This is a genomic window from Streptomyces calidiresistens (assembly GCF_014141525.1).
GTDB lineage: Bacteria > Actinomycetota > Actinomycetes > Streptomycetales > Streptomycetaceae > Streptomyces > Streptomyces calidiresistens.
On record NZ_VKHS01000470.1, the window covers coordinates 1 to 4,451 of the forward strand.

The following is a 4,451-nucleotide window of genomic DNA, read 5'->3' on the forward strand; positions in this document are numbered from 1 at the left end:
CCGCCCCGCCCCGTCCCCGGGGCGGGTGACGGCCCCGCGCCGCCGGCCGCACCACGCCGGCACCTCCACCGCACGATCCGGGAGAACCCCAGATGACCTCCACGGTGCCCAATGTCGCCCACGACGCCCGGGAGGCGGAGCAGCACCCGCCCACCGATGCCCGCCCGGAGCCGACCGTGACCATGTTCGGCCCCGACTTCCCCTTCGCCTACGACGACTGGCTCGCCCACCCGGCGGGCCTCGGCCAGATCCCGGCCACCGAGCACGGTGCCGAGGTCGCGGTCATCGGCGGCGGGCTCTCCGGCATGATCGCCGCCCGCGAGCTGATGCGGATGGGCCTGCGGCCGGTGGTGTACGAGGCCGACCGCATCGGCGGTCGGCTGCGCACCGAGACCTTCGAGGGGTGCGACCCGGAGCTGACCGCCGAGATGGGCGCGATGCGTTTCCCGCCCTCCTCCACCGCCTTCTGGCACTACGCCGACCTCGTCGGGCTGGAGTCCCGTCCCTTCCCCAACCCGCTGGCCCCCGGCACCCCCTCCACCGTCGTCGACCTCAAGGGGGAGACCCACTACGCCCGCACCCTGGAGGACCTGCCGCCGGTCTACCACCGGGTCATGGAGGCGTGGAACTCCGCCCTGGAGGAGGGGGCGGAGTTCGGCGCGATGCAGCGCGCCATCCGGGAACGGGACGTGCCGCGCATCCGGGAGATCTGGTCCCGCCTCGTGGAGCGCCTGGACAACCGGACCTTCTACGGGTTCCTGTGCGACTCCCCGGCGTTCTCCTCCTTCCGCGACCGCGAGATCTTCGGCCAGGTGGGATTCGGCACCGGCGGCTGGGACACCGACTTCCCCAACTCCATCCTGGAGATCCTGCGGGTCGTCTACACCGGCGCCGACGACGACCACCGGCTCATCGTCGGCGGCAGTCGGCAACTGCCGCTGCGGTTGTGGGAGGACGAGCCGCAGAAGCTGGTGCACTGGCCGCGCGGCACCTCGCTGAGCTCCCTGCACGGGGGGCGCACCCGCCCCGCCGTGACCCGCCTGCACCGCACGGCGGGCAACCGGATCACCGTCACCGACGCGGACGGGGACGTGCGCACCTACCGGGCGGCGATCTTCACGGCCCAGTCCTGGCTGCTGCTCTCGCGCATCGACTGCGACGACGACCTGCTGCCCATCGACCACTGGACGGCGGTCGAGCGCACCCACTACATGGAGTCCTCGAAGCTCTTCGTGCCGGTGGACCGGCCCTTCTGGCTGGACCGCGACGAGCGCACCGGACGGGACACCATGAGCATGACCCTCACCGACCGGATGACCCGGGGCACCTACCTGCTGGACGACGGCCCGGACCGCCCCGCCGTCATCTGCCTGTCGTACACATGGTGCGACGACAGCCTCAAGTGGCTGCCGCTGAGTGCCCGGGAGCGGATGGAGGTGATGCTCAAATCCCTGCGGGAGATCTATCCCCATGTCGACATCCGGCGGCACATCATCGGCAACCCGGTCACCGTCTCCTGGGAGAACGAGCCCTGGTTCATGGGGGCGTTCAAGGCCAATCTGCCGGGTCACTACCGCTACCAGCGCCGGCTGTTCACCCACTTCGTGCAGGACCGGCTGCCCGCCGATCGCCGGGGTCTGTTCCTCGCCGGCGACGACATCTCCTGGACCGCGGGCTGGGCCGAGGGCGCGGTCCAGACCGCTCTCAACGCCGTGTGGGGCGTCATGCGCCACTTCGGGGGCGTCTGCGATCCGGCCAATCCCGGTCCGGGTGATCTGTTCGACGCCCTGGCACCGGTGGAATTGCCGGAGGATTGAGACGACGGTCGTTCCCGTGACGTCCGCCGCTCCGCCGTTCCCCGGTCACCAGAGGAGAAACCGCCGTGCCGTTGGACCACTCCGCGACAGCCCCCGGGCCCGGTCGGGCCGCCGCCCCGTCGGAGATATCCCCGCTGCGCCCCACCACGGATGTGGCCGACCCCTCGGAGGCCGTCGCCCGCGCCGTGGCGGAGGCGGCGGCCGCCGCCCCCGGGGGACCGTTGCTCGTCCCCGACGAGAAGGACCTGCGCCGACGCACCTCCGCCAAGTGGCGCTGTCATCCCACCGATGTGCTGCCGCTGTGGGTGGCCGAGGCCGACGTGCCCACCCCGGAGCCGGTCGCCCGGGCCCTGCGGGAGGCGATCGACCGGGGCGACCTGGGATACCCGGCGGACCACCTCGGCTACGCCCGGGCCCTCGACGCCTTCTCCCGGGAGCGGTGGGGCGTCCCCGTGCCGGAAGAACGGACCTTTCCGGTGGGTGACGTGATGCAGGGCGTCACCGAGCTGATCGGCCTGCTCACCCCGCCCGACGGCACGGTGGTCATCAGTCCGCCGCTCTACCCCCCGATCGCGGAGTTGGCGCGCCACCGGGGTCGTCGGCTGGTGGAGGCGCCGCTCGACCCGGCCGGGCGGATGGACCCCGAGGCGCTGGAGCGGGCCTTCCGTTCCGCCCCCGGCTCCGTGTACGTGCTGTGCAACCCCCACAACCCCACCGGCACGGTGCCCCGCCCGGATGAGCTGGACACCCTGGCCGGCCTGGCCGAACGGTACGGGGTGCGGGTGGTGGCGGACGAGATCCACGGCCCGATCGTCCCGCCGGGCGCGCGCTTCACCCCCTGGCTCTCCCGGCCGGGGGCGGGGCGCGGTTTCTCCGTCCTCTCCGCCTCCAAGAGCTGGAACCTGCCGGGGGTGAAGGCGGCGCTGATCGTCGCCGGCCCGGAGGCGGAGCGGGACCTCGCGTCCCTTCCGGAGGCTCTCGGCCATGCCGCGAGTCACCTGGGCGTGCTGGCGCACACCGTGGCGCTGCGGGAGTGCGGGGAGTGGCTGGACGGCTTCCTCGCCGGTGTCGCCGCCAATCGCCGGTTGCTGACCCGCCTGGTGGACCTCCTGCTGCCCGGCGTGGAGGTCCTCGAGGCGGAGGGGACCTATCTCGCCTGGCTGGACTGTCGTCAACTGTGGCCCGGGGAGCCGGACCCGGCGGCCCGTTTCCTGGAGCGCGGACGGGTGGCGCTCTCCCCCGGGCCGGAGTTCGGCACCGGGGGAGAGGGCCGGGTGCGGATCAACCTGGCGTGTTCACCCGCGCTGCTCGCCGAGGCCGTGCGCCGCATGGCCGCCGCCGTCGACTGAGCCGCCCCCGGTGTCCGGGGCCGGACCGGACCCGCCCACCCCGACCACCGGGGTGGGCGGGACCCCGGTGCCCCCCGTGGCGGCACCGGTGATCGCGGCCCCGGTCGGGGCGGGCGTCCGCCCGGGGGCCAGCACGCCGGCGCACAGGAACAGCACCAGCGCGGCCCCGGTCACCAGGGCGAAGGAGATCCGCAGCGAGGCCACCTCGCCGAGCAGACCGATCACCGCCGGCGCGACCAGACCGGTGGTGTAGGTGATCGTCGCCACCCCGGCGATCGCCCGGGCCGGCTGCGCGCCGCTGCGGCCGGCGGCGGCGAAGGCCAGCGGGACCACGACGGCGATGCCCACGCCCAGCAGCGCGAAGCCGGTCACGCCGACGGCGGGCACCGGGGCGATCACCACCAGGGCGCCGCCGGCGCCGGCCAGCAGGCCGCTGACCCGCACGGTGCGCACCGCCCCGATCCGCCGCACCACGGCGTCGCCGAGCAGACGGGCGATGGCCATGGTGCAGGCGAAGCCCGTGTAGCCGGCCGCCGCCACGGTCTCCGAACTGTGCGTGATCTCCCGCAGGTAGACCCCGGACCAGTCCATTCCGGCACCCTCGCCGAAGACGGCGCACATGCCGACCGCCCCGATCAGCAGGGCGGAGCGCGGGGGCAGGGTGAAGCGGGGCGGTGCCGCCTCGCCGGGCTCGGCGCGCACGTCCAGCACCCCGCGCACCGCGAACCGCGCGAGCACCGCGAGGAACAGGGCCGCGGTGGGGAGGTGGAGCCGGGCGTCCACGCCGAGGTGGACGGCGGCCACCCCGACGGCGGAGCCCACCAGGGCGCCGACGCTCCACAGCCCGTGCAGGCCGGACATGATCGACCGGCCGTACCGCTCCTCCACCTCCACGCCCTGGGCGTTCATCACCACGTCGGCCATGCCGGCGGTGGCGCCGAAGATCGCCAGGGCCAGGCAGAGGAGGGCGAGATGCGGGGCGAGGGCGGGCAGCGCCAGCGCCAGACACCACAGGACGAGCAGGGTGCGCAGGGCCGCCCGGGCGCCCCACCGGTGCACGATGCGCCCCGCCATCGGCATGGCCACCGCGGCGCCGATCGCGGGAAAGGCCAGGGCGAGCCCCAACTGTCCGGTCCCCAGGCCGAGATGATCCTGGATCCAGGGGATGCGGGTGGCGAAGCATCCGGTCACCGCGCCGTGGACGGCGAAGACCGAGCCCACCGAGCGACGCGCGCGGCGGAGGTCGGGGGACTTCCGGTCGCGGGAGGTGGGGGAGGGCCCGGCG

3 protein-coding genes are annotated in these 4,451 nt (G+C 74.2%); 2 read left to right on the forward strand and 1 reads right to left on the reverse strand.

All coding sequences use genetic code 11. The annotated features are described in order from the left end of the window. Window positions 1-92: 92 nt before the first annotated feature. Both FOE67_RS17790 and FOE67_RS17795 read left to right on the forward strand, forming a co-directional pair. Window positions 93-1,817, forward strand: coding sequence for a flavin monoamine oxidase family protein (locus FOE67_RS17790; RefSeq protein WP_182665463.1), 1,725 nt, complete (start codon window positions 93-95; stop codon window positions 1,815-1,817). Between the two features lie 185 nt (window positions 1,818-2,002). Next, window positions 2,003-3,166, forward strand: coding sequence for a MalY/PatB family protein (locus tag FOE67_RS17795; protein ID WP_182665467.1), 1,164 nt, complete (start codon window positions 2,003-2,005; stop codon window positions 3,164-3,166). On the opposite strand, the gene FOE67_RS17800 is transcribed toward FOE67_RS17795, so the two are convergent. After that, window positions 3,113-4,451 (reverse strand): MFS transporter (locus FOE67_RS17800; RefSeq protein WP_194444403.1); only part of this gene is annotated, 1,339 nt, incomplete at its 5' end. The two genes, FOE67_RS17795 and FOE67_RS17800, sit on opposite strands and share 54 nt — an antisense overlap.